The sequence below is a fragment of the Tabrizicola sp. genome, from assembly GCF_041913445.1.
Classification (GTDB): Bacteria; Pseudomonadota; Alphaproteobacteria; order Rhodobacterales; family Rhodobacteraceae; genus Tabrizicola.
Window position 1 is genome coordinate 75,191 of record NZ_JAYSFG010000010.1, and the last position, 21,864, is coordinate 97,054.

The 21,864-nt window shown below is 66.8% G+C and carries 24 protein-coding genes; 23 read left to right on the forward strand and 1 reads right to left on the reverse strand.

From position 1 onward, the window contains the following. The first annotated feature begins 8 nt into the window (after window positions 1–8). The 4 genes from ACE3Q6_RS13005 (at window position 9) to ACE3Q6_RS13020 (ending at window position 3,369) form a co-directional block, all read left to right on the forward strand. Window positions 9–1,241 (forward strand): MFS transporter, encoded by a 1,233-nt coding sequence (locus ACE3Q6_RS13005; protein ID WP_374432930.1) that lies wholly within the window; start codon window positions 9–11, stop codon window positions 1,239–1,241. A 55-nt stretch (window positions 1,242–1,296) separates the two neighbouring features. Beyond that, a complete protein-coding gene (gene msrA / locus ACE3Q6_RS13010; protein WP_374432933.1) occupies window positions 1,297–1,950 on the forward strand; it encodes a peptide-methionine (S)-S-oxide reductase MsrA in 654 nt (217 codons plus the stop codon). Between the two features lie 77 nt (window positions 1,951–2,027). Next, window positions 2,028–2,915: a 50S ribosomal protein L11 methyltransferase gene (locus tag ACE3Q6_RS13015; RefSeq protein WP_374432935.1), complete on the forward strand. Its 888-nt coding sequence runs from the start codon at window positions 2,028–2,030 to the stop codon at window positions 2,913–2,915. 106 nt (window positions 2,916–3,021) lie between these two features. Then, the gene (locus ACE3Q6_RS13020) at window positions 3,022–3,369 is read left to right on the forward strand and encodes a hypothetical protein (protein ID WP_374432937.1); all 348 of its coding nucleotides are present in this window, start codon (window positions 3,022–3,024) and stop codon (window positions 3,367–3,369) included. Between the two features lie 94 nt (window positions 3,370–3,463). Here ACE3Q6_RS13020 and ACE3Q6_RS13025 read toward each other — a convergent pair whose 3' ends face one another. Further along, on the reverse strand, window positions 3,464–3,667 hold the full coding sequence (locus ACE3Q6_RS13025; protein ID WP_374432939.1) for a DUF1127 domain-containing protein: 204 nt from the start codon (window positions 3,665–3,667) through the stop codon (window positions 3,464–3,466). Between the two features lie 320 nt (window positions 3,668–3,987). Here ACE3Q6_RS13025 and ruvC point away from each other — a divergent pair, with 320 nt between their 5' ends. The 19 genes from ruvC to ACE3Q6_RS13120 all read left to right on the forward strand — a co-directional run bounded on the left by ruvC (window position 3,988) and on the right by ACE3Q6_RS13120 (window position 21,858). After that, window positions 3,988–4,497 (forward strand): crossover junction endodeoxyribonuclease RuvC, encoded by a 510-nt coding sequence (ruvC, locus tag ACE3Q6_RS13030; RefSeq protein WP_374432941.1) that lies wholly within the window; start codon window positions 3,988–3,990, stop codon window positions 4,495–4,497. Beyond that, window positions 4,494–5,171 carry a Holliday junction branch migration protein RuvA gene (ruvA, locus tag ACE3Q6_RS13035; RefSeq protein ID WP_374432943.1) on the forward strand — a complete coding sequence of 226 codons (678 nt, stop codon included), beginning with the start codon at window positions 4,494–4,496 and terminating at the stop codon, window positions 5,169–5,171. The genes ruvC and ruvA overlap by 4 nt, the downstream gene beginning before the upstream one ends. Then, complete coding sequence (gene ruvB, locus ACE3Q6_RS13040; protein ID WP_374432946.1) at window positions 5,168–6,193, forward strand: Holliday junction branch migration DNA helicase RuvB; 1,026 nt, start codon at window positions 5,168–5,170, stop codon at window positions 6,191–6,193. Before ruvA ends, ruvB begins: the two co-directional genes overlap by 4 nt. Before the next feature lie 129 nt (window positions 6,194–6,322). After that, on the forward strand, window positions 6,323–6,943 hold the full coding sequence (locus ACE3Q6_RS13045; protein WP_374432948.1) for a hypothetical protein: 621 nt from the start codon (window positions 6,323–6,325) through the stop codon (window positions 6,941–6,943). A 132-nt stretch (window positions 6,944–7,075) separates the two neighbouring features. Continuing rightward, a complete protein-coding gene (ybgC, locus tag ACE3Q6_RS13050; protein WP_374432951.1) occupies window positions 7,076–7,480 on the forward strand; it encodes a tol-pal system-associated acyl-CoA thioesterase in 405 nt (134 codons plus the stop codon). A gap of 316 nt (window positions 7,481–7,796) precedes the next feature. Further along, the gene (tolQ, locus tag ACE3Q6_RS13055; RefSeq protein ID WP_374432954.1) at window positions 7,797–8,492 is read left to right on the forward strand and encodes a protein TolQ; all 696 of its coding nucleotides are present in this window, start codon (window positions 7,797–7,799) and stop codon (window positions 8,490–8,492) included. Between the two features lie 3 nt (window positions 8,493–8,495). Continuing rightward, window positions 8,496–8,996: a protein TolR gene (gene tolR / locus ACE3Q6_RS13060; RefSeq protein ID WP_374432956.1), complete on the forward strand. Its 501-nt coding sequence runs from the start codon at window positions 8,496–8,498 to the stop codon at window positions 8,994–8,996. Between the two features lie 5 nt (window positions 8,997–9,001). Next, complete coding sequence (locus ACE3Q6_RS13065; RefSeq protein WP_374432959.1) at window positions 9,002–10,228, forward strand: cell envelope biogenesis protein TolA; 1,227 nt, start codon at window positions 9,002–9,004, stop codon at window positions 10,226–10,228. A 103-nt stretch (window positions 10,229–10,331) separates the two neighbouring features. Beyond that, the gene (tolB, locus tag ACE3Q6_RS13070; protein ID WP_374432962.1) at window positions 10,332–11,663 is read left to right on the forward strand and encodes a Tol-Pal system beta propeller repeat protein TolB; all 1,332 of its coding nucleotides are present in this window, start codon (window positions 10,332–10,334) and stop codon (window positions 11,661–11,663) included. A gap of 84 nt (window positions 11,664–11,747) precedes the next feature. Continuing rightward, window positions 11,748–12,281, forward strand: a complete 534-nt coding sequence (pal, locus tag ACE3Q6_RS13075; protein ID WP_374432964.1) for a peptidoglycan-associated lipoprotein Pal — start codon at window positions 11,748–11,750, stop codon at window positions 12,279–12,281. A 4-nt stretch (window positions 12,282–12,285) separates the two neighbouring features. Beyond that, window positions 12,286–13,128 (forward strand): tol-pal system protein YbgF, encoded by an 843-nt coding sequence (ybgF, locus tag ACE3Q6_RS13080; RefSeq protein ID WP_374432967.1) that lies wholly within the window; start codon window positions 12,286–12,288, stop codon window positions 13,126–13,128. After that, entirely contained in the window at window positions 13,119–14,309 is a 1,191-nt protein-coding gene (tilS, locus tag ACE3Q6_RS13085; RefSeq protein WP_374432971.1) for a tRNA lysidine(34) synthetase TilS, read from the forward strand. Before ybgF ends, tilS begins: the two co-directional genes overlap by 10 nt. Before the next feature lie 91 nt (window positions 14,310–14,400). Continuing rightward, a complete protein-coding gene (ftsH, locus tag ACE3Q6_RS13090) occupies window positions 14,401–16,326 on the forward strand; it encodes an ATP-dependent zinc metalloprotease FtsH (protein ID WP_374432975.1) in 1,926 nt (641 codons plus the stop codon). A gap of 79 nt (window positions 16,327–16,405) precedes the next feature. Continuing rightward, the gene (locus ACE3Q6_RS13095) at window positions 16,406–17,383 is read left to right on the forward strand and encodes a magnesium transporter CorA family protein (protein WP_374432978.1); all 978 of its coding nucleotides are present in this window, start codon (window positions 16,406–16,408) and stop codon (window positions 17,381–17,383) included. After that, window positions 17,374–18,147: a methyltransferase domain-containing protein gene (locus ACE3Q6_RS13100; RefSeq protein WP_374432981.1), complete on the forward strand. Its 774-nt coding sequence runs from the start codon at window positions 17,374–17,376 to the stop codon at window positions 18,145–18,147. Before ACE3Q6_RS13095 ends, ACE3Q6_RS13100 begins: the two co-directional genes overlap by 10 nt. After that, window positions 18,147–18,752 carry an MOSC domain-containing protein gene (locus ACE3Q6_RS13105; protein WP_374432983.1) on the forward strand — a complete coding sequence of 202 codons (606 nt, stop codon included), beginning with the start codon at window positions 18,147–18,149 and terminating at the stop codon, window positions 18,750–18,752. Before ACE3Q6_RS13100 ends, ACE3Q6_RS13105 begins: the two co-directional genes overlap by 1 nt. 160 nt (window positions 18,753–18,912) lie before the next feature. Next, the gene (locus ACE3Q6_RS13110) at window positions 18,913–20,589 is read left to right on the forward strand and encodes a formate--tetrahydrofolate ligase (RefSeq protein ID WP_374432985.1); all 1,677 of its coding nucleotides are present in this window, start codon (window positions 18,913–18,915) and stop codon (window positions 20,587–20,589) included. Between the two features lie 65 nt (window positions 20,590–20,654). After that, on the forward strand, window positions 20,655–20,966 hold the full coding sequence (locus ACE3Q6_RS13115) for a chorismate mutase (protein WP_374432987.1): 312 nt from the start codon (window positions 20,655–20,657) through the stop codon (window positions 20,964–20,966). A gap of 13 nt (window positions 20,967–20,979) precedes the next feature. Then, window positions 20,980–21,858, forward strand: coding sequence for a bifunctional 5,10-methylenetetrahydrofolate dehydrogenase/5,10-methenyltetrahydrofolate cyclohydrolase (locus ACE3Q6_RS13120; protein ID WP_374432989.1), 879 nt, complete (start codon window positions 20,980–20,982; stop codon window positions 21,856–21,858). The last annotated feature ends 6 nt before the right edge of the window (window positions 21,859–21,864 follow it).

Genomic DNA, 21,864 nt, shown 5'->3' on the forward strand with positions numbered 1-21,864 from the left:
TCCGTTCCATGTCCAGCCTCATGCCCCTGTCCGAGACCCATCGCCTGCCTGTCTGGCGGCGGCCGGAGGCGCTGCTCTATCTCATGGCGGCGGCGATGCCGCTGAGTTTTGCGACCTGGTCGGCGCTCCTCAACAACTTCGTCATCGAGGTGGCGGCGTTTACGGGGAAGGAGATCGGCTGGCTGCATACAGTGCGGGAGATTCCCGGGCTTCTGGCGGTCGTCGTCATTGCGATCCTGCTGGCGGTGCGGGAGCAGGTGCTGGCACTGGGGATGCTGGCGCTTCTGGGCGCGGCGACGATGTTCACGGGGTGGTTCACCTCGTTCAGCGGCCTTCTGGTGATGACGCTTCTGTCGTCGATCGGGTTTCACTATTTCGAGACGGTCAACCAGTCGCTGCAACTCCAGTGGATCGACAAGGGCCGCGCGCCGGTGGTGCTGGGGCGGATCGTCGCCGTGGGGGCGGGGGCGAGCCTTGCGGCCTATGGGGCGATCGTCGCGCTATGGGACAGTCTGGGCCTTGATTACAACACGGTCTACATGGCCTCGGGCGGGTTGACGATCGGGATCGTGCTGTTTGCGGCGCTTGCCTATCCGCAGTTCCAAAGCCCCCATGTGCAGCACAAGCATATGGTGCTGCGGCGGCGCTATTGGCTCTATTACGCGCTGCAATTCATGGCGGGCGCGCGGCGGCAGATCTTTGTGGTCTTTGCGGGCTTCATGATGGTGGAGCGCTTCGGGATGAAGGTCTCGGAGATGACCCTTCTCTTGCTGTGCAACTACCTGATCAACATGGCGGTGGCGCCGTGGATGGGGCGGGCGCTTGGAAAGTACGGCGAGCGCAATGTCATGGGGTTCGAGTATATCGGCCTCACGCTCGTGTTTCTTGCCTATGGCGGGCTTTACTGGTTCGGCTGGGGGATCGTGATCGCGGGGGCGCTGTATATTCTGGACCAGCTGTTCTTTGCGCTGTCGTTCAGTCTGAAGACCTATTTCCAGAAGATCGCGGATCCGAAGGATATTGCCCCCACGGCGGCGGTGGCCTTCACGATCAACCATATCGCGGCGGTGTTCCTGCCGGCGGCGCTGGGGTATCTGTGGGCGACCTCGCCCGACTATGTGTTCATGCTGGGGGCCGGGATGGCGCTGGTGGCCTTTGCGCTGGTCTGCCTGATCCCGCGGCACCCCGAGCCGGGGCTGGAGACCGTGTTCTCGCGCGGGGTGCCTCTCGCGGCAGAGTAGGTTGGCGCAGGGGGTGGGCCGCCCTATATTCAAAAGGGCAAACGGAGGTCCGCAGATGTTCTTCACCCGCAAGTCGATGGAAATGGTCCGCCCCGAGGATGCCCTGCCTGGGCGCGCGGAGCCGTTGCCGACGGCAGAAACGCACTTCCTGTCGGGGATCCCGCTGAAGTCGCCGGTGCCCGATGGCATGGCCGAGGCGATGTTCGGGATGGGCTGCTTCTGGGGCGTCGAGCGGAAGTTCTGGCAGACGCCGGGCGTCTGGCTGACCATGGTGGGCTATGCGGGGGGCTTCACGCCGAACCCGACCTACAAGGAGACCTGCACCCAGCTGACCGGGCACAACGAGGTCGTGCGGGTGATCTATGACCCGTCAGTGATCTCTTACGAGGGTCTGCTGAAGGTGTTCTGGGAGGGGCATGACCCGACGCAGGGGATGCGGCAGGGAAATGACGTGGGCTCGACCTATCGGTCCGGGATCTACACCTACACGGACGCGCAGATGGCGGCCGCGAAGGCATCGAAAGAGGTCTACGCCAAGGCGCTGAAGGCGGCGGGGATGGGACCCATCACGACCGAGATCCTGCCGGTGCCCACGTTCTACTATGCCGAGGACTATCACCAGCAGTACCTGGCCAAGAACCCCGGAGGCTATTGCGGGGTGGGCGGGACGGGCGTGACCTGTCCGATCGGGACGGGCGTCACGGCCTGAGGGAGGTGGACTCCGCGCTCCTCGCTTGTCAGGCGAAGACGGGCGGCGTAAGCGCATGGGCAAAGGAGTGTCTCCCCATGCCCACCTATTCCGCCCTGACGACGCTGCCCGGCGAGGACGCCGCGCAATCCCTGGCCGCCGCGATGGAGCGGATGAACCCGGAGCCGACCGGCGTGGGGGTCTTCGAGATCGAGGACGGCTCGGGCCTGTGGGAGGTTGGTGGCTACTTCCTCGAGCCGCCGGACGAGGTGATGCTGGAGGTCCTGGCGACGGCCTTCGGGGCAAAGCCCTTCGCGCTGTCGGAGCTGCCCGAGGTCGACTGGGTCGCCCATGTCCGGCGCGAGCTGTCGCCGGTGGACGCGGGGCGGTTCTTTGTCTTTGGCTCGCATGATGCGGACAAGGTGCCCGAAGGTCGGGTGCCCTTGCAGATCGAGGCCACGGTCGCCTTTGGCACGGGACACCACGGTACGACGCTGGGCTGCCTTTTGGCATTCGACCAGCTGCTGACCGAGGGCTGGCGTCCTGCGAAGGTCGCGGACATCGGCTGCGGGACCGCGGTGCTGGCGATGGCGGCGGCGGCGACGCTGCCGGAGGCGCTGGTCATCGCCAGCGACATCGACCGGGTGGCCGTGGACGTGGCCGAGGCGAATGTGGCCATTAACGATTTGGACGGCCGGGTCGAATGCCTGGAGGCCGCAGGGCTGGATCATGCCAGAATCAGGGCGGCCGGACCCTATGATCTGATCTTCGCGAACATCCTGAAGGGGCCCCTGATCGAGCTTGCGCCGTCCATCGCGACTCAGCTTGCAACCGGTGGGAGAGCCATCCTGTCGGGTCTTCTATCTGTGCAAGCAGATTCGGTGATCGCGGCTTACGTGGCGTCAGGTCTCGTCCTGAACAATCGAAGCGATATCGGAGAATGGTCCACGCTGGTTCTACAAAGACCCGCCGTTTCTGGACAATAGGGCCTTAAATGGGCTGTAAGATTAACCACAGATAAACGTGCCGCAATTTCGCCATATCTCTGCGGCAAAAAATTCTTATCAGGGCTGCCAACCTGGAGTGGATACGATGTGGGTTGATCCAAATCTTAACGACTTCTACAGCCGCGTTTCGCGGATCGAAAAGTCTCATGCCAAGGGCTACGGTTTCGAAGCCGCGGGCACGCTGGGGCGCAAGGGATCGCAGCGCAGCGGCTCCCGGCTCCTGAAGCTGGTCAAGCCGCTGGTGCTTGTCCTGGCCGTGGGCACGGGCATCAAGGGCGTGATCCACTACTACGTCGGCGCCCAGACCTACGAAAGCCGCGTCAGCGCGCTGGCTGCCGGAAGCGGGTTCGACCCGGTCGGTGCCTGGCTGATGCATGCCGACCCGGTGACGCTGTGGGCCTCGGCCCAGATGCAGAGCCTGCTTCCCCGTTGATCCAAGCCTAGTTGAAGACCATTCTATGAAGAAGGGCCGCATCAACTGATGCGGCCCGATTTCGCGTTTCCTGAAACCCTTGCGGGTCGGCCGATCAGCGGCCGATGAAGTCCAGGTCACCCCGGCACAGGCCGATATCGTCCAGTTCGCGGTCCGACAGCTTGGCCAGCGCATTGCGCGTGACGCGGGCGTCGTTCCAGGCCCGGAGCGCCATGACGGCGTTCGACAGGGCATTGATGGCACGGTAGGTGGTGATGGCGCCGTAGGGCGCCGGGCGGGTCGTCTCGACAGCGGCCATGGCGTTCATCCTTGTTTTCATTCTGCTCAAAATGAGGGCCTATTCCCTCACGCAGTGCCAGATAGTCTTGCTGCATGTGCAAAGCAAGGTAAGGAAAGGCAATCCCGCCATGCAGCGGCTGCATGACGTGTGTCAAAATTATGTTAAACTTTTCAGGATGTTCTGGCGGCCTGCAGCGGCTCACGTCGGATTTCATACCCGACCCGTCGCATTCTGCAAGTGCAAAATCATTGGGCGCAGCCGTCGCGTCCGCGGAAAGCCATTGGCGGATGTTCCCTTTTCGTGCTAGCCCTAGTGGCAAGAAGAAGAACGGGGGCAAGATGCGGGTCATCGGCATCGATCCTGGCTTGAGAAACCTTGGCTGGGGCGTGATCGACGTGGCGGGCTCGCGCTTGAGCCATGTAGCGAACGGCATCTGCCATTCCGATGGGGCGGACGGTGATCTGGCGGTGCGGCTTTTTAGCCTTCATTCGCAATTGACTGAAATTTTCCGCATCTGGCAGCCGGAGGCGGCGGCCGTGGAGCACACATTCGTCAACAAGGACGCGGTGGCGACGCTGAAGCTGGGCCAGGCGCGGGGGATCGCCCTGCTGGTGCCGGCGCAGTTCGGGCTGGCCGTGGGGGAATATGCGCCGAACGCGGTGAAGAAGACGGTGGTGGGCGTGGGCCATGCCGCCAAGGTGCAGGTGGATCACATGGTGAAGCTGCAGTTTCCGGGCGTGAAGGTCGCGGGGCCGGATGCGGCCGACGCGCTGGCGGTGGCGATCTGCCATGCGCATCACGTGCAGTCCTCGGGGCGTCTGGCGGCGGCGTTGAGGGCGGCGGAATGATCGGCAGGATTTCGGGGCGGCTGGACTGGCGCGGGCCGGACCATGTGCTGATCGACGTGCGCGGGGTGGGCTATATCGTCCATGTCAGCGAGCGGACGTTGCGCGCGATGCCCCCTGTGGGTGAGGCGGTCAGTCTTTATACCGACCTTCTGGTGCGTGAGGACCTTCTGCAGCTCTTCGGCTTCCCGACCATGCTGGAGAAGGAGTGGCACAAGCTTCTGATGACCGTGCAGGGCGTGGGGGCGAAGGCCAGCATGGCGATCCTGGGGACGCTGGGGGCCGAAGGCGTTGGCCGGGCGATCACTTTGGGCGATGCGCGGGCGGTGCAGTCGGCTCCGGGCGTCGGGCCGAAGCTCGCGCAGCGGGTGATCCTGGAGCTGAAGGCGAAGGCGCCGGGCGTGATGGCGCATGGCGTGGGGCTGTCGTCGGCGGCGTCTGCGGAGGACGTGGTGGTGGAGCCGGTGGAGGCTCCCGCCCCACGCAAGGCCGCGAAGGTGGATGAGGGGGCAGCGCGGCGGGCGGCGGCCTCGGCGGATGCGCTGTCGGCGCTGGTGAACCTCGGGTACGGGCAGGGCGACGCGGCGCAGGCGGTGGCGACGGTTTCCGGCGACCTACCCGAGGGTGACGCGGCGGCGCTGATCCGGGCGGCCTTGAAAGTGCTGGCGCCGAAATGACATCCGATCCCACGTTGCGCCCCGAGAAGCTGCCCGAGGACACCGACAAGGCACTGCGGCCGCAGATGCTGGCCGAGTTCATCGGGCAGGCCGAGGCGCGGGCGAACCTGGCGGTGTTCATCGAAAGCGCCCGGATGCGCGGCGAGGCGATGGACCACACGCTGTTTCACGGGCCTCCGGGCCTGGGGAAGACGACGCTGGCCCAGATCATGGCGCGGGAACTGGGCGTGGGGTTCCGGATGACCTCGGGTCCGGTGCTGGCGAAGCCGGGGGACCTGGCGGCGATCCTGACGAACCTCGAGCCGCGGGATGTGCTGTTCATCGACGAGATTCACCGGCTGAGCCCGGTGGTGGAGGAGGTGCTGTACCCGGCGTTGGAGGATTTCGCGCTGGACCTGGTGATTGGCGAGGGGCCGGCGGCGCGGACGGTGCGGATCGACTTGCAGCCGTTCACCTTGGTGGGGGCGACGACACGGCTGGGGCTGCTGACGACGCCCTTGCGCGACCGGTTCGGCATCCCGACACGGCTAGAGTTCTATTCGGAGGCGGAGCTTTACGAGATCGTCGCACGGGGGGCGCGGCTGATGGGGTTGCAGGCGGACCCGGAGGGCTGCCGGGAGATCGCGCGGCGGGCGCGGGGGACGCCTCGGATCGCGGGGCGGCTTCTGCGGCGGGTGGCGGACTTTGCGCTGGTGGAAGCCGGGGGCCGGATCAGCCGGGAGCTTGCGGACCGGGCGCTCACGCGGCTCCAGGTGGACAATCTGGGCCTTGACGGGGCGGACCGGCGGTATCTGACGCTCTTGGCCGAGAATTATGGCGGTGGGCCGGTGGGGGTAGAGACCATCGCAGCGGCGCTTTCCGAACCGAGGGACGCGATCGAGGAGGTGATCGAGCCTTACCTCTTGCAGCAGGGGCTGATATTGCGGACCCCGCGCGGGCGGATGCTGGGGGCGAAGGCCTGGCGGCATCTGGGGCTGGAGGCACCGAAGATCGCGGGCCAGGCGGACCTGTTCGGCAGTTGAAAGGAGCGCTTCGCGCAAGGCTTTCCTCTCGTCGTCGGGCTTCGCCTCCTCCTCGGTCGTTGGGGGCATTCTGCCCCCAAACCCCCTGAGGATATTTGGACCAGTATGAAAGACGGCGGCTGAGGGAACATGGAACCGGGCGAAATCGAGGCGTTGTTCACGCGAGGGGACGGGCAGTATCTGTTTGCGCGCTGGGGGCGGCCGATCGTGCCGGTGGTGTTCGGGGTCGAGGAGGAGAGCCTCCGCGTCTTCAAGGGGGCGTTCGAGGCGGTGGTGGTGCTGGCCGGGCACCGGATGGCCGAGACGGACCCGGAGTTGGGGGCGAACCTGATGGTGTTCTGCTTCCGGGATTGGGGCGAGCTTCTCGAGGTGAAGGACCTGGGTCGGCTGGTGCCGGAACTGGAGGCGCTGGTGGCGAGGCTGGAGGCGGCGGGGGCGAACCAGTACCGGATCTTCCGCTTCGACCGGGAGGGTGCGATCAAGGCGGCCTTCGTCTTCCTGAGGATGGACGCGGCGCTGGCGGCGATGGAGGCGGAGACGCTGGCGCTGGCCCAGGCGGTACAGACAGTGCTTCTGTGGTCGGACCGGGCCTTCGACGGGAGCTCTCCCCTGGCGCGGGTGGGTGACCGGGTGATCCTGCGGCCCGAGATCGGGGCGGTGATCCGAGCGGGGTATGAGCGGGTGATGCCGGCGATGGCGCGGGACCCGAGCCACGCCTTGCGGCTGGCAGCGCGGGTGCGGCTGGCTTAGGGCGTCCACCGTGGACGGGCGGTGGGGCCTGAGCATTTCCAACGGGTTACGGAGTCGCCTTCAGGGTTTCTTAACGCCTTGCGGGCCTGACGGCGACCGCCTAGCCTTCCGGGAGGCCGCACGGACATCTGCATGACCCCGCACCAGTTTCATACCCGCGTCTATTACGAGGACACCGATCTGGCCGGGATCGTCTACTATGCCAACTACCTGAAGTTCATCGAACGCGCCCGGACCGAGTGGGTCGAGGCGCTGGGGGTGGACCAGGTTGCGCTGAAGGCGCGGGAGGGGATCGTCTTTGCTGTGCGCCGGGTCGAGGCGGATTACCTGCGGCCCGCGAAGTTTGCCGATGCCCTGGTGGTCGAGACGCGACTGCAAGCGCTGGGTGGTGCGCGGATCGTGCTGGAGCAGGTCGTTACGCGCGAGGGCGAACGGCTTTTTGCCGCGGTCGTGACGCTGGTCTGCCTGACCGAGGACGGTCACGCGGCACGCCTGCCGGTCGAGGTCAGGGCGAAGCTCTCGGGGCCGTTGCACTGAGGGGCGGTTGCCGTGCGGCGTGGCCCGTGCCCGGATGTCCACGTGGCGCTTACGGACGACGGCGCTGCCTCCGGCGGGGATATTTGGGCAAAGATGAAAGGCTGGCCGTCCGTGGGGCGCAGGCCGGCGGGGGCACGAATGGGGTCCGGGGAGGCGCGGCCGCCCTGCGCGTGAAGCAGCGGCACGGATGACAAATCCCGTCATCCGCACGCGGAACCCTGCCTGCCACAGACTTGTGTTGGCATTCCCCCTGCACTCTTGATAGAATCACCTGTAACGGAGCCGAGAAACGGCCCGATCAACAAGAGCAGGCGTAATGGAAACCGAAACCCTTGCGATGGCGCAGGAGATTGATTTCTCCATGCTCGCCCTTTTTGCCAAAGCCACCCTGACGGTGAAGATCGTCATGATCATGCTGATGGTCATGTCGTTCTGGTCCTGGGCGATCATCGTCCAGAAGCACATCATGTTACGCAAGGCGCGTGCCGAAGCGGCGATCTTCGACCGGGCCTTCTGGTCGGGCGAGCCCCTGGACGAGCTGTTCGAAAAGATCGGACCGGACCCGCAGGGGGCGTCGGAAAAGATCTTCGCGGCCGGGATGCTGGAGTGGCGGCGGAGCCACAAGCAGGATGGCGGTCTGATCGCAGGGGCGCAAAGCCGGATCGACCGGGCGATGAACGTGGCCATCGCGCGCGAGAGCGAGTTCATGAACCGTGGCTTGAGCTTCCTGGCCACCACGGGGTCGACCGCGACCTTCATCGGGCTGTTCGGCACGGTCTGGGGGATCAAGCACAGTTTCGAGCAGATCGCCATCAGCCAGAACACGAGCCTTGCCGTCGTGGCCCCCGGCATCGCCGAGGCGCTTCTTGCCACCGGAATCGGCCTGATCGCAGCTATCCCGGCGGCGGTCTTCTACAACAAGCTGTCGGCGGACAATGATCGGGTGATCGGCGGCTACGAGGCCTTTGCCGACGAATTCGCGACGATCCTGTCGCGCCAGCTGGATTCCTGACCGATGGGCGCGAGTGTCGGAAACGGGGGCGGTGGCGGCGGACGGCGCGGCCGTCGCCGGGGGGGCCGGTCTGCGGCGATGAGCGAGATCAACATCACGCCGATGGTGGACGTGATGCTGGTGCTTCTGATCATCTTCATGGTGGCGGCACCGATGCTGACGGTGGGTGTGCCGGTGGAACTGCCGAAGACGGCGGCCGCGGCCCTGCCGACGGAACAGGAAGAGCCGCTGACGGTTACGATCACCTCGGACGGGCGGCTGGCGATCCAGACCACGGAAGTCTCGGACGCCGAGATGATTCCGAAGCTGACCGCCATCGCGGCAGAGCGGACGTCGAAGAAGATCTTCCTGCGGGCCGATGGCGCGATCCCCTATGAGCGTGTGGCGCAGGTCATGGGTGCCTTGAACGCGGGCGGGTTCAACGAGATCGGCCTTGTCACCGACGGCGAGGGGCCAAGCTTCGGCGCCGGGGCTGCGTCGAATGACGGAAACGACGGCGGCTGAGGCGGATGGAGACGCGGTTCCAGACGGGGACGGTTGTATCGGCGATCGGGCACATAGGGGTCATCCTGTGGGTCGTGGTCGGCGACTGGCTGTTCACGGATGCGCCGCCCGAGGAGGTCATGGTGACCTCGGTCTCGATGATCAGTTCCGAGGAATTTGCGGCGCTGCAGGCGGGGGCGACTCCGACGCCGGCGGAGGAACCCGCGCCGGTGCGCCCGCAGGCGCGGCCCGAAGAGGTGGTGGAACCGGAGCCGGCCCCGGAGCCGGAGCCTGTGCCGGAGCCCGAACCCGTTCCGGAGCCTGAACCTGAGCCCGAACCCGAACCTGCGCCGGAGCCGGAGCCTGTCCCGGAACCCGAGCCCGAGCCGGTCCCGGTCGAGGAGCCGCCGCCTTCGGATGTGCCGCAGGCCGAGGAGGAGCAGGCGATCCAGTCGGAATCGACCGAGATCCAGCCCGCTCCCGAGGCCGAGGAGATCATCGCGCCCGATCCGGTTCAGCCGGAGACGGAAGCCGAGACCTCGGACACGCCGGAGCCTGCGGTGAGCGAGGATCCGGTGGCCGAGGAGGTGATCCAGGAGGAGCCGACCGAGGCGACGGCGCCCGAGGATACCGGGGACGTCACCCAGACCGAGGCCAACGAGGAGCAGGATGCCGAGACGGGGATGACCACCTCGGTCCGCCCGCGGTCACGGCCCGAGCGCGCGCCGGAACCGGAGCCGGATCCGGAGACCGAAGTGGCCGCCGAGGAGGCACCTGTCGAGGAGCCGGCGGAGGAGCCCTCGGACTCGGCTGAGCTGAACGCGCAGCCGGTGGACGACGCGGCGACGCAGGATGCCATCGACGCGCTTCTGGGCGAGGCGACCGAGGAGCCGGTGGAGGAGGCCTCGGGCGGGCAGGACCTGCCGCAGGGACCGCCGCTGACCGGGGGCGAAGCGGGGGACATCTCCAGCGCCATCGCGCGGCGGTGGAACCTGGGGGCGGCGTCCACGGACGTGCTGAGCTCGATGGTGGTGGTGCGGGTCAGCTTCGACGAAAGCGGGCGGCCGGTGGATTTCGAGCTGGTAGAGTCCAGCGGTCCCACACAGTCCGCCATCGACAACCTGTTCAGCATCGCCAAGCGCGCGGTGAACCGGACGCACCAGGAAGGCGGAATTCCGCTGCCTCCGGGCAAGTTCGAGACCTGGCGCGTGCTTGACTTCGTCTTCGATGCGAATGGCATGAGGGTGCGCTGATGGGTGCCCGTGGAACCAAACCGGGGAAATTCCCCTTCTCTCCTGCGGCCGACGCGGGCAATGACATAGAAAAGAACGGAGCATGAGGCCGATGATCAGACCCATGAGACAAACCTTCCGGACGCTTCTGGCGCTGGCCCTTGGGGTTGCGACCCTGGCGGCCGCCCCGGTGCTGGCGCAATCGAGCCCGCCCCGGATCGTCATCGGCCAGGGCGTGATCGAACCGATGCCCATCGCGGTGCCGACCTTCATCGATGAGGGCGGGGCGGGCGACTATGCGCGCGAGATCAGCAATGTGGTGATCTCGGACCTGGAAGGCACCGGCTTCTTCCGCAACATCGGGGAAGAGGCGCATATCAGCCGGATCACCAGCTTCGACGGCGGCGTGGCCTTCGAGGACTGGAAGGCGATCAACGCCCAGGTGCTGGTCACCGGGGCCGTCAGCGTGGCGGGCGACCGGATCACCGTGAAGTTCCGCGCCTACGACGTGTTCAACGGCACGACGCTGGAAGGCGCGGCGCTGCAGTTCGCGGGCACGACCCAGGGCTGGCGGCGGATGGCGCACAAGGTGGCGGATGTGATCTACTCCTCGATCACCGGCGAGGGCGGCTATTTCGACAGCCGGGTGGTTTTCGTCAGCGAAAGCGGGCCAAAGAACCAGCGGCTGAAGCGGCTTGCGGTGATGGATTACGACGGCGCGAACGTGGCCTACCTCACGGACAGCGCGTCCATCGTCCTGGCGCCGCGGTTCTCGCCGCAGGGGGACCGGATCATCTACACGAGCTACGAGACGGGCTTCCCGCGGATCACGCTTCTGGACGTGGGCAGCCTGCAGCGGCAGACGCTGGAGGAACAGCCCGGCACGATGACCTTCGCGCCGCGCTTTTCGCCTGATGGCGGGACCATCGTCTTCAGCCTGGAGCGCGGCGGGAACACCGACATCTATGCGCTGTCGCTGGGCGGTGGCGGCTTGCGCCAGTTGACGAATGCTCCGTCGATCGAGACCGCGCCGTCCTTCAGCCCGGATGGCAGCCAGATCGTCTTTGAAAGCGACCGGACCGGCACGCCGCAGATCTACGTGATGCCGGCAGGCGGTGGCGAGGGGACGCGGATCTCGGGCGGGAAGGGGCGCTATGGCACCCCGGTCTGGTCGCCGCGTGGTGACTATATTGCCTTCACCAAGCAGAACGAGGGCCGCTTCCACATCGGCGTGATGCGCACCGACGGGTCGGAAGAGCGCCTTTTGACGGCCAGCTTCCTGGATGAAGGCCCGACCTGGGCGCCGAACGGGCGGGTGCTGATGTTCACCCGCGAAACCAGTGGCGGGGGCGGTCAGGCGAGCCTTTGGTCGGTGGACATCACCGGGCGGAACCTGAAGCAGATCCCGACCGATGGTCCGGCTTCGGACCCGGCCTGGTCGCCGCTTTTGCCGTGAATTGTGACGCGCCGCCGGATTCCCCTGGCGGCGCAAAGCTGTTAATCTGCCCGAAATCGAGCAAACAAGAAGGATGCCCCTCCCATGAGCCTTGCTGCGAAGTCGCTGCTTCTGATCGCTGTCCTGGGCCTTGCGGCCTGCAACAACCCTGACCGTTACGGCGCGGGCGCTGGCGGCGCTGGCGGCGCTGGTGGTGCTGGTGGCGCGGGCGGGATCGACACCACGGGGCTGGGCGATCCGAACAACCCGACCTCCATCGCCTATTTCAACCAGACGGTCGGAGACCGGGTGCTGTTCGCGGTGGACCAGTCGACGCTGTCGCCCGAGGCGCGCGGCATCCTGACCGCTCAGGCCAACTGGCTGAACCAGAACCCCGGTTACGCCGCGATCATCGAAGGCCACGCCGACGAACAGGGCACGCGGGAATACAACCTTGCCCTCGGCGCGCGCCGTGCGGCAGCGGTGCAGAACTTCCTGATTAGCCAGGGCGTGGCCGCGAACCGGCTGCGCACGATTTCCTACGGGAAAGAGCGCCCGCTGGAGGTTTGCTCGGAAGAGGCCTGCTATGCCAAGAACCGCCGTGCGGTGACCGTGCTCTCGGCAGGCGCCGGGGTCTGACCTGATGCGCCGCCTTGGTCTTGCCGTGGCCTTGTGCCTGCTGCCGGTTCTGGGTCATGCCCAGGACCGCGCTCAGACGCTGGCCGATATCCGGGCCGAGCTTTCCGCACTCGCGGCCGAGTTCAACGCGCTGAAGGCCGAGCTTGTCTCGACCGGGGCGGCGACGAGCGGGGCCGCGGGGGCGGATGCGCTGACCCGGATGGACACGATCGAGGCGACGCTTGCACGGCTGACGGCGCGGACCGAGGAGGTCGAGCTGAAGCTGAACCGGGTGGTCGCGGACGGGACCAACCGGATCGGCGACATCGAATACCGCCTGTGCGAGGTGACCGAGGGCTGCGACCCGGCCAACCTGGGCGCGACGCCGACGCTGGGCGGCGATACGGGCGGGGCTGCCGCACCGGCTCCGGTGGCCGACGCGGGCGCGGCGCCTGCGACCGACACGACCGGCGGGGCGGAACTGGCCGTCGCAGAACAGCAGGACTTTGACCGGGCCAAGGAGGTGCTCGGTTCAGGTGACTTTCGCGGTGCTGCAGAGCTCTTTGCGACCTATGCCCAATCCTATCCTGGCGGACCGCTAGTCCCCGAGGCGCATTTCCTGCGCGGCGAGGCGCTGACCAACCAGGGCGACACGGCCAATGCGGCGCGGGCCTATCTGGACGCCTTCTCGGCCAAGCCCGACGGCCCCATCGCGCCGGATGCTTTGCTGAAACTGGGCGAGGGGCTGGGGGCCCTGGGCCAGGTGCCCGAGGCCTGCGTGACGCTGGCCGAGGTCGGCACGCGGTTCCCGGGCAGCATGGCTGCGACTCAGGCGACCGTGGCGATGCAGGGATTCGGGTGCCAGTAAGCCCGGGGGAGCGGCTGGTCGGGCTGATCCGCGACCGCGTTCCCGAAGGCCAGACCGTCGGAGTTGCGCTTTCGGGCGGTGGGGATTCCACCGCCCTTTTGCATCTGTGCTTGCGGGCGGGCTTCCGGGTCGAGGCGATGACGGTGGATCACGGCCTGCGCCCCGAAAGTGCAGCAGAGGCGGCGATGGTGGGTGACCAGTGCCGGTCTCTCGGCGTGCGGCATGAGGTTCGGCTTTGGGAGCACGGGCCGGTCGCGGGCAACCTGATGGACGCGGCACGCCGGGCGCGGGTCCGGCTGATCCGGGATTGGGCGGGTTCCCGTGGGATCGGAGTCGTCGTGCTGGGCCATACCCGGGACGATGTGGCCGAAACCGTGCTGATGGGGCTGGGCCGGTCGGCCGGTCTGCCGGGCCTGTCCGGGATGCGCGCGGCCTGGGAGGACGGGGGCATCCGCTTCCTTCGGCCGCTTCTCGGCGCGGGGCGGCAGGAGTTGCGCGAGTGGTTGCGGGCCGAGGGCATTTCCTGGGTCGATGATCCGACCAACGAGAACGAGCGGTTCACCCGGGCCCGGGCGCGAAAGGTGCTGGCAGCGCTGGCTCCGCTTGGCATCACGGCAGAGGGGCTGGCAGAGGTCGCCGCGAACCTTGCGCGGGCGCAGGAGGCCTTGGACGTCCAGGTCCACGCCGCGGGGCGCTGGGTCGAGGAGCGGGCCGGCGCGCTGCGGTTCGACCAGGGCCTTTGGGCCGAGCCGGGCGAGGTGCAGCGGCAGGTCGTGGGCGCGGCGCTTCTGTGGCTGTCCGGGGCCGACTATGCGCCAAGGGCCTCCGAGGTCGAGCGGCTGGCGCGGGCGCTGCGCGAGGGGGGCGATGCGACGCTGGCGGGCTGTCGGGCGCGGGGCGGGTGGCTGATGCGCGAACCCCGGGCCGCCGGTGGTGCGGTCCGCGTGGGCGAGTTATGGGACGGACGCTGGCGGGTCGAGGGACCCGACGGAGAGGTCCGCGCGCTTGGGGCCGAGGGGCTGCGGCAGGTGCCGGATTGGCGCGGGACTGGGCTTCCGCGCGAGGTTCTGGCGGTAACTCCCGCCATCTGGAGGGGTGATCTGCTGCTGGCGGCACCCGCAGCGGGGGTTTCCGCCGACTGGCAGGCACGGCTGGAGCGTAGGTTCACACTTCGCCGTTAGTGGATTGAACCCCGGCCCTAAAGGTTTATCTTAAGCTGAAAGTCGCCGCGCCCCGCCACGGGGTTTACGGCGCATTGAGGAGATCCCTGCATTGGGCAATGCACGCAATATCGCCTTCTGGGTCGTGCTGCTGATCCTTGTGATGGCGCTGTTCCAGCTGTTCTCGGGCAACCAGACGACAATGTCGTCGCGCTCGCTGTCCTATTCCGACTTCATCGAGCGGGTGGACGCGGGGCAGGTCAGCAAGGTCGTGCTGGATGGCGAAAGGATCGTGGTCGTCGGCAAGGACGGCAATTCCTACGTCACGATCAAGCCGCCGGGCGACATGGTTACCGAGAACCTCTCGCGCGAGCTGATCGGCAAGGGTGTCGAGGTCGAGGCCGAGCCGCAGGCGCAGTCGGGGTTCGTGTCGGTGCTGCTGTCCTTCCTGCCCTTCCTGCTGCTGATCGGCGTCTGGATCTACTTCATGAACCGGATGCAGGGCGGCGGGCGTGGTGGCGCGATGGGGTTCGGCAAGAGCCGCGCGAAGCTGCTGACGGAAAAGCAGGGCCGCGTGACCTTTGACGACGTCGCGGGCATCGACGAGGCCAAGGAAGAGCTTGAGGAGATCGTCGAGTTCCTCCGCAACCCGCAGAAGTTCTCGCGCCTCGGCGGCAAGATCCCCAAGGGGGCGCTGCTGGTTGGCCCGCCCGGCACCGGTAAGACGCTGTTGGCCCGCGCCATTGCGGGTGAGGCGGGCGTGCCGTTCTTCACCATCTCGGGCTCGGACTTCGTGGAGATGTTCGTGGGCGTGGGTGCGTCCCGCGTCCGCGACATGTTCGAGCAGGCGAAGAAGAACGCGCCGTGCATCGTCTTCATCGACGAAATCGACGCCGTGGGCCGTGCCCGTGGCGTGGGCATCGGCGGCGGCAATGACGAACGCGAGCAGACGCTGAACCAGCTTCTGGTGGAAATGGACGGGTTCGAGGCGAACGAGGGTGTGATCATCATCGCCGCCACGAACCGCAAGGACGTGCTGGACCCGGCGCTGCTGCGTCCCGGCCGTTTCGACCGCCAGATCCACGTACCGAACCCGGACATCAAGGGCCGCGAGAAGATCCTGTCGGTCCATGCCCGAAAGGTGCCGCTGGGACCGGATGTGGACCTTCGGACGATCGCTCGGGGATCGCCCGGGTTCTCGGGCGCCGACCTGATGAACCTGGTGAACGAGGCGGCGCTGATGGCGGCCCGCGCGGGGCGGCGGTTCGTGACCATGGTCGACTTCGAGAATGCCAAGGACAAGGTCATGATGGGCGCGGAACGCCGCAGCATGGTTCTGACGCCGGAACAGAAGGAGATGACCGCCTATCACGAGGCCGGCCACGCCATCGTGGGCATGGAACTCCCGAAATGCGACCCGGTCTACAAGGCGACGATCATCCCGCGCGGCGGTGCTTTGGGCATGGTGATGAGCCTGCCCGAAATCGACCGGCTGAACTGGCACCGCGACCAGTGCGAACAGCGCATCGCGATGACCATGGCCGGCAAGGCGGCCGAGATCATTAAGTACGGCGAGGATGCGGTGTCGAACGGTCCCTCGGGCGATATCCAGCAGGCCAGCGCTCTGGCCCGCGCGATGGTGCTGCGTTGGGGCATGTCGGACGTGGTCGGCAACATCGACTATGCCGAGGCCGCCGAGGGCTATCAGGGCAACACCGGCGGGTTCTCGGTTTCGGCCGAGACCAAGAAGCTGATCGAACAGGAAGTGAAGCGCTTCATCGACGAGGGCTACCAGACCGCCCGCCGCATCCTGCTTGAGAAGAACGAGGAATGGGAGCGCCTGGCCAAGGGGCTTCTGGAGTACGAGACGCTGACCGGTGACGAGATCCGCAAGGTGATCGCGGGCGAGCCGCTTGGCGGGGACGACAGCGCCGACAAGCCCTCGTCGGGCGGCGGCACGGCCTCGGTCGCGGCGATCCCGAAGACCCGGGCGCGGCCAAAGAAGCCGGGACCCGAGCCGGAACCGGCACCGCTTTGATCTCAAGGCCTCGCTTCGGCGGGGCCTTTTGCTTTTCTGCGCCTGCCGATACCCTGCGGCCAAGCGGTGGAGGCGGCGGATGATCACGGCATATGCAACCCGGGGGGCTCGGCTGGAAAGGCTGGACCTTGGCCAGCGCCACCTGGGCGAGGCGCTTTGGATCGACCTCGAGGCGCCGACGGATGCCGAGGAGGATGCGGTCGAAGCCGCCATCGGCATCGACATCCCCACGCGTGAGGACATGCAGGAGATCGAGGTCTCGTCCCGCATCTACCGCGAGGGGGGCGTCTTGTTCTTGACCGCCCAGGTCATCGCCAGCCCCGAAGCGCGCGAGGCCGAGATCGGGCCGGTGACCTTTGCCGTGCTGCCGGATCGGCTGGTGACGGTGCATTACCACCACCCCCGGTCGCTGGGCTATTTCGCCGATTGGGCCGCGCGGCATGACACGGCGCTGGAGGGCGGTCTTGATACGCTGATGGGGCTGCTAGAGGCCGTGGTTGACCGCCTGGCCGACATTTTGGAAGCCGAGGCGCGGAATCATGAGGCGCTGTCGCGGGCGATCTTCGCGGCGCACAGGCCCTCGGGCAAGGCCGACACGTTGCAGGCGGTCCTGCAGCGGATCGGCCGGGCCGAGGCGATGAATGGCAAGGTCAACGAAAGCCTGGCGACGATCCTGCGCCTGCTCACCTACCTCACCTCGACCCCCGAGGCGGCGGACGGCCCCTGCCTGCACGCGCGCCAGCTGCACGTGGCCCTGGCGCAGCTGCAGGACCTGAAGTCCCTGCGTGAAGTGGCGCAGGCGCAATCGAACAAGGTGCGCTTCCTCTTGGATGCGACGCTGGGCGTCATCAACATCCGGCAATCCGACGTGATCAAGATCTTCTCCGTGGTGGCCTTCGTCTTCCTGCCGCCCACGCTGATCGCCAGCATCTACGGCATGAACTTCAAGCACATGCCGGAACTGGAGTGGCCCTGGGGCTATCCGATGGCTCTGGGCCTGATGGTCGTCTCGGCGCTGGTGCCCTACCTTCTGTTCCGGTGGAAGAAGTGGCTGTAGCCGACTGGGACCCCGCGGGCTATGGCGCGTTCCGCGACCTGCGGCTGCGCCCGGCACTGGACCTCTTGGCGCAGGTGCCGGACCTGCCGTCGGGCGATGTGGTCGATCTTGGCTGTGGCGACGGGGCAGTGGCTCCTGCCCTGGTGGCACGCTATCCGACGCGAACGCTGGTGGGCGTCGATGGGTCCGAGGCGATGCTGGCCAATGCGGCCCTGCGGCGGGCCTACGAGCGGGTCACGCTGGCCGACATCGCCGACTGGAGGCCCGAGCGGCCTCTGGCGCTGATCTTCTCCAACGCCGCTCTGAACTGGCTGCCCGACCATGCGGCGCTGATGCCCCGGCTGGCGGGGATGCTGGCCAAGGGTGGCGTGCTGGCGGTGCAGATGCCGCGGCAGGGCGAGGCGCCGTCGCACCGGCTGCTGCGCGAGGTCTCCGCCCGGCTTTTTCCAGCCCGTGCGCTGCCGGCAGAGTCGCCCGTCCTGGAGGCGGGGGACTATGTGCAGCTCTTGCTGCCCCATGGCGAAGTGCGGGCCTGGACGACGGATTACCTGCAGATGCTGGACCCGGTGACCAGGGGCCACCCGGTCCGCGCCTTTACTGAGACCACCGCGATGCGCCCCTTTGTCGAGGGGTTGACCCCGGCGGAGCGGGCAGCATTTGTCGCGGCCTATGACCTTGAACTGGCCAGGGCCTATCCGGCGCTGCCCGACGGCCGGGTCATCTTTCCGTTTACCCGCGTCTTCTTCATCCTGGAGCGTTCCTGATGCCTGCGCTGATCCCGACCGACCACACCGCCCGCGTCGTCTGGCTGGGCTACCAGCCGGTGCCGGTCGAAAAGCTGGTGATCACCTCGGTCCCGTTGGAGGAGATGCCGCTCAGCTTCGCGGGCTTCGACGGCGAGGTCCATGCTGGCCTGACGCGGCCGTCCTGCAGCCGGGTCCTGAAGCAGTATCCCCGCAACACCGAGATCCGGAATGTCCGCCAGCTTTGCGTCGTCAGCGCCGAGGAGATGACCGAAGTGGCGCAGAAGATGGGTCTTGCGGCGATGGACTACGCCTGGGTGGGGGCAAGTCTGGTGCTGGAGGGGATCCCCGACCTGACGCATCTGCCTCCGTCCAGTCGGCTGCAGGGGCCGGACGGGGTGACGCTGGTCGTGGACATGGAGAACCTGCCCTGCCAGGAGCCCGCGGTGACGATCGAGAAGGCGCGGCCGGGCGAGGGCAAGGGTTTCAAGCGCGCCGCCGAGGGCAAGCGCGGGGTGACCGCCTGGGTGGAACGCGAAGGCGTCCTGCGGTTGGGCGACGTGGTCCGTCTGCACGTCCCGGCGCAGCGGGGCTGGCAGCCGAACCGCGACGCTGCGGAAAAATAGTTAAATCGGGTGAAAATTTCGTTTTCGCGGGGGTGGGTTTCTTATCGGAAACGCGGGCTGGCGAATTTGGCGGTGTTTAGGTCGCAAAACACCTTCGGCAAGTGCGACTTGCCCGGTATCACGTCGCAAACGGCACATTCTTGCCCCGTGGGAGACGCACATGGCCTTCAAGACCGACATCGAGATTGCACGCGAAGCGAAGAAGAAACCGATCATGGAGATCGGTGCCAAGCTTGGCATCCCGTCGGAGCACCTGCTGCCCTACGGCCATGACAAGGCCAAGGTGAGCCAGGAGTTCATCAAGTCGCTGGCCGGCAAGCCCGACGGCAAGCTGGTCCTGGTCACCGCGATCAACCCGACCCCGGCGGGCGAGGGCAAGACCACGACCACCGTGGGTCTGGGCGACGGTCTGAACCGCATCGGCAAGAAGGCGGTCATCTGCATCCGCGAAGCCTCGCTTGGCCCGAACTTCGGGATGAAGGGCGGCGCGGCTGGCGGCGGGATGGCTCAGGTCGTCCCGATGGAGGAGATGAACCTTCACTTCACCGGCGACTTCCACGCGATCACCTCGGCCCACAACCTGCTGTCGGCGATGATCGACAACCACATCTACTGGGGCAACGAGCTGAACATCGACGCCCGCCGCGTGGTGTGGCGTCGGGTCATGGACATGAACGACCGCGCGCTGCGCGATATCGTCGTCAACCTCGGCGGCGTGTCGAACGGCTTCCCGCGCCAGACCGGCTTTGACATCACCGTGGCCTCGGAAGTCATGGCGATCCTCTGCCTGTCGAACGACCTGGAAGACCTGCAGAAGCGACTGGGCGACATCGTCGTCGCCTATACCCGCGACAAGAAGCCGGTCTACTGCCGCGACATCAAGGCCGACGGTGCGATGACGGTGCTCCTCAAGGACGCGATGCAGCCGAACCTGGTGCAGACGCTGGAAAACAACCCGGCCTTCGTCCACGGCGGCCCGTTCGCCAACATCGCCCACGGTTGCAACAGCGTCATCGCGACCAAGACCGCGCTGAAGCTGGGTGAGTATGTGGTGACCGAAGCCGGCTTCGGCGCTGACCTTGGTGCCGAGAAGTTCTTCGACATCAAGTGCCGCAAGGCGGGGCTGAAGCCCTCGGCCGCGGTGATCGTCGCCACGGTCCGCGCGATGAAGATGAACGGCGGGGTGGCGAAGGCCGACCTTGGCGCGGAAAACGTCGATGCGGTCAAGAAGGGCTGCCCGAACCTGGGCCGTCACATTGCCAACGTGAAGTCGTTCGGCGTGCCGGTCGTCGTGGCGATCAACCACTTCTATTCGGACACCGATGCCGAGATCGCGGCGGTGAAGGCCTATGTCGCGGAGCAGGGCGCGGAAGCGGTCCTGTGCAAGCACTGGGCGAACGGCTCGGCCGGGATCGAGGACCTGGCGAATGCGGTGGTCAAGCTGGCCGAAAGCGGCTCGTCGACTTTCGCGCCGCTCTATCCGGATGAGATGCCGCTCTTCCAGAAGGTCGAGACCATCGCCAAGCGCATCTACCACGCTGACGAGGTGCTGGCCGACAAGTCGATCCGCGACCAGCTGAAGGCCTGGGAAGCGGCGGGCTACGGCAACCTGCCGATCTGCATGGCGAAGACCCAGTACAGCTTCACCACCGACCCGAACGTCCGCGGCGCGCCGACCGGGCACTCGGTCCCGGTGCGGGAAGTGCGGCTGAGCGCCGGGGCAGGCTTCATCGTGGTGATCTGCGGTGAGATCATGACCATGCCGGGCCTGCCCAAGGTCCCGTCGGCCGAAGTGATCCGCCTGAACGACCAGGGCCATGTCGAGGGCCTGTTCTAAGCGGTCGCATTGCCCTTTCCGGGCTGTCCCCTTATCTCGGGGGCAGCCTGCAAGAGGGGATGAAGATGCGAAAGCCCGCCGACTGCACCACGATGGCCGAGATCCGGGCCGAGATCGACCGGCTGGACGAAGACCTCGTCCGGCTGTTCGCGGAACGGGCGGGCTACATCGACCGCGCGGCCGAGATCAAGGCCGAGGTCGATCTGCCGGCACGGATCGGGTCTCGGGTGGAGGAAGTGGTGCAGAACGTGCGCCGACATGCGGCGACCCACGGACTGCCACCCGACCTGGTGGAAAAACTGTGGCGGCGGCTGATCGACTGGTCCATCGCCCGCGAGGAAAGCAGGCTTGGGCCGGACAGTCTGCGAAAGGGATGAAAGCAGGGGCGCGATGACTGCCACACTCATTGACGGCAAGGCCATCGCGGCCCGGATGCGTGACGAGACGAAGGCCGAGGCCGAGCGCTTGACGGCCCTTGGCTGGGCCCCGCGTCTGGTGTCGATCTCGGTCGGCGACGTGGCGGCGGCGGAGCTTTACGTCCGCAACCAGCAGAAGTCGGCGGAAGCCGCGGGCGTCGGCTTCGAGGCGCGGAACTACCCGGAAAGCATCAGCCTGGAGCAGTTGCAGGGCGTGCTCGCGGGCCTGAACGCGGACCCCCGGGTCAACGGGATCATCATCCAGCGGCCGCTCCCGTCGCATATCCCGGTGAAGGCCCTGCAGAAGGCGGTGCATCCGATGAAGGACGTGGAGGGGATGCACCCTTCGTCCATCGGCAACATCGTCTACAACGACCTGACGCTGGGCCCCTGCACGGCCGTGGCGGCGGTGGAGATCCTGAAGACGCTGCCGCTGAAGATGGAAGGGCTGGACGTCTGCGTGATCGGGCATTCGGAAATCGTGGGCAAACCCATCGCCTTCCTGATGATGGGCCTCGGCGCGACGGTGACGGTCTGCCACCACATGACCCGGCAGGTCGCGGTGCACTCCCGCGCGGCGGATGCGGTCTTCGTGGCGGTGGGGAAGCCGGGTCTGGTGCGCGGAGAGATGCTGAAGCCAGGGGCGGCGCTGATCGATATCGGCATCAACCGGGTTGATGGGAAAACGGTGGGCGATGCGGAGTTCGCCAGCTGCGCCGAGGTGGCGGGCTGGATCACTCCGGTCCCCGGAGGGGTCGGGCCGGTGACGGTGGCGATCCTGATGAAGAACGCGGTGCTGGCGACGCGCCTGCAGATGGACCATTACCGCTCGGCCTTCGCGGCGGCGGTTTGAACAAGG

Coding starts and splice junctions, on each gene's coding strand:
- ACE3Q6_RS13005 (WP_374432930.1), top strand. CDS start 9: ATGTCCAGCCTCATGCCCCTGTCCGAGACCCATCGCCTGCCTGTCTGG.
- ruvB (WP_374432946.1), top strand. CDS start 5,168: ATGACATCCGATCCCACGTTGCGCCCCGAGAAGCTGCCCGAGGACACC.
- ACE3Q6_RS13065 (WP_374432959.1), top strand. CDS start 9,002: ATGGAGACGCGGTTCCAGACGGGGACGGTTGTATCGGCGATCGGGCAC.
- tolB (WP_374432962.1), top strand. CDS start 10,332: ATGAGACAAACCTTCCGGACGCTTCTGGCGCTGGCCCTTGGGGTTGCG.
- ACE3Q6_RS13045 (WP_374432948.1), top strand. CDS start 6,323: ATGGAACCGGGCGAAATCGAGGCGTTGTTCACGCGAGGGGACGGGCAG.
- ruvA (WP_374432943.1), top strand. CDS start 4,494: ATGATCGGCAGGATTTCGGGGCGGCTGGACTGGCGCGGGCCGGACCAT.
- tolR (WP_374432956.1), top strand. CDS start 8,496: ATGGGCGCGAGTGTCGGAAACGGGGGCGGTGGCGGCGGACGGCGCGGC.
- ACE3Q6_RS13015 (WP_374432935.1), top strand. CDS start 2,028: ATGCCCACCTATTCCGCCCTGACGACGCTGCCCGGCGAGGACGCCGCG.
- ACE3Q6_RS13095 (WP_374432978.1), top strand. CDS start 16,406: ATGATCACGGCATATGCAACCCGGGGGGCTCGGCTGGAAAGGCTGGAC.
- msrA (WP_374432933.1), top strand. CDS start 1,297: ATGTTCTTCACCCGCAAGTCGATGGAAATGGTCCGCCCCGAGGATGCC.
- ybgF (WP_374432967.1), top strand. CDS start 12,286: ATGCGCCGCCTTGGTCTTGCCGTGGCCTTGTGCCTGCTGCCGGTTCTG.
- ACE3Q6_RS13120 (WP_374432989.1), top strand. CDS start 20,980: ATGACTGCCACACTCATTGACGGCAAGGCCATCGCGGCCCGGATGCGT.
- ACE3Q6_RS13115 (WP_374432987.1), top strand. CDS start 20,655: ATGCGAAAGCCCGCCGACTGCACCACGATGGCCGAGATCCGGGCCGAG.
- ACE3Q6_RS13020 (WP_374432937.1), top strand. CDS start 3,022: ATGTGGGTTGATCCAAATCTTAACGACTTCTACAGCCGCGTTTCGCGG.
- ruvC (WP_374432941.1), top strand. CDS start 3,988: ATGCGGGTCATCGGCATCGATCCTGGCTTGAGAAACCTTGGCTGGGGC.
- ACE3Q6_RS13110 (WP_374432985.1), top strand. CDS start 18,913: ATGGCCTTCAAGACCGACATCGAGATTGCACGCGAAGCGAAGAAGAAA.
- tolQ (WP_374432954.1), top strand. CDS start 7,797: ATGGAAACCGAAACCCTTGCGATGGCGCAGGAGATTGATTTCTCCATG.
- pal (WP_374432964.1), top strand. CDS start 11,748: ATGAGCCTTGCTGCGAAGTCGCTGCTTCTGATCGCTGTCCTGGGCCTT.
- ybgC (WP_374432951.1), top strand. CDS start 7,076: ATGACCCCGCACCAGTTTCATACCCGCGTCTATTACGAGGACACCGAT.
- ACE3Q6_RS13105 (WP_374432983.1), top strand. CDS start 18,147: ATGCCTGCGCTGATCCCGACCGACCACACCGCCCGCGTCGTCTGGCTG.
- ACE3Q6_RS13025 (WP_374432939.1), bottom strand. CDS start 3,667: ATGGCCGCTGTCGAGACGACCCGCCCGGCGCCCTACGGCGCCATCACC.